This is a genomic window from Vibrio sp. 704 (assembly GCF_033339295.1).
This window is the reverse complement of the sequence record NZ_JAWOUH010000345.1, coordinates 1-770: the sequence shown is the minus strand read 5'-3', so window position 1 is coordinate 770 and position 770 is coordinate 1. Positions and strand designations below refer to the sequence as shown.

General features: G+C 44.4%; 1 protein-coding gene and 1 pseudogene. Both read left to right on the top strand.

Annotated elements, in window-relative coordinates; all coding sequences use genetic code 11:
• Positions 1-276 (top strand): S1 RNA-binding domain-containing protein (locus tag R7R24_RS26365; protein WP_318120069.1); only part of this gene is annotated, 276 nt, incomplete at its 5' end.
• A 71-nt stretch (positions 277-347) separates the two neighbouring features.
• A pseudogene (locus tag R7R24_RS26360) lies at positions 348-770 on the top strand (AraC family transcriptional regulator); the annotation flags it as partial.

Genomic DNA, 770 nt, shown 5'->3' with positions numbered 1-770 from the left:
ATTAATCGTGCTGGTGCACGTGTTCGACTTCTCGAAAATGGTGCAGCAGCCTTTATTCCTGGTGCCCTGATTCTTGATAATAAAGAACGAATTGAGTGCAATGGCGACAACGGCACAATCTCTATCGATAAAGAGGTGGTGTACAAGCTGGGTGACACATTGGAAATCGTTCTTGCGGACGTTAACCAAGAAAACCGCAGTTTAGTTGCAAAGCCAACACAGGTATTTGCTGATCAACCAGCAGCACAAACAGAACAAACTGTAAGTGAAGAATAATACCGAATGAAGTTTAAAGGCGCTCGAATGAGCGCCTTTTTTATTTGTCATGGAAAACGATAAGAACGAATATGCCGAACATTGAGATCATTCGCTTTAACCACTTCACTGCTCGCAAAAGTGAACGTTACACCGCCACCCATAACGGCTTATATGTCGTAGAAGAAGGCGCATTAGTCGTCCACCAGCCAAATGGCGAACAATTTGAACTACAAGCTGGCGACTTTACCCTATACAACTCTTCTGACTTAAGAAGTGCAGAAGCCATACCTGGCGAGAATGGCTTTAAAGCTGTAGCGCTAGTCTTTGACATCAGCCTATTTTGCGAGTTTAAGAAAGCACACCCTGGATTGCATTCAGAAGCAGAACACCGACGCTTCTACCCTTTCTCGCCAGAATCCAATTCAGAAATCACACAGCTTAAGAATACGTTATTGGCTTTAGCCAGTCGTAATGCTCCTGATTACACTCAGAGCCACATCGCAATGGCGCTA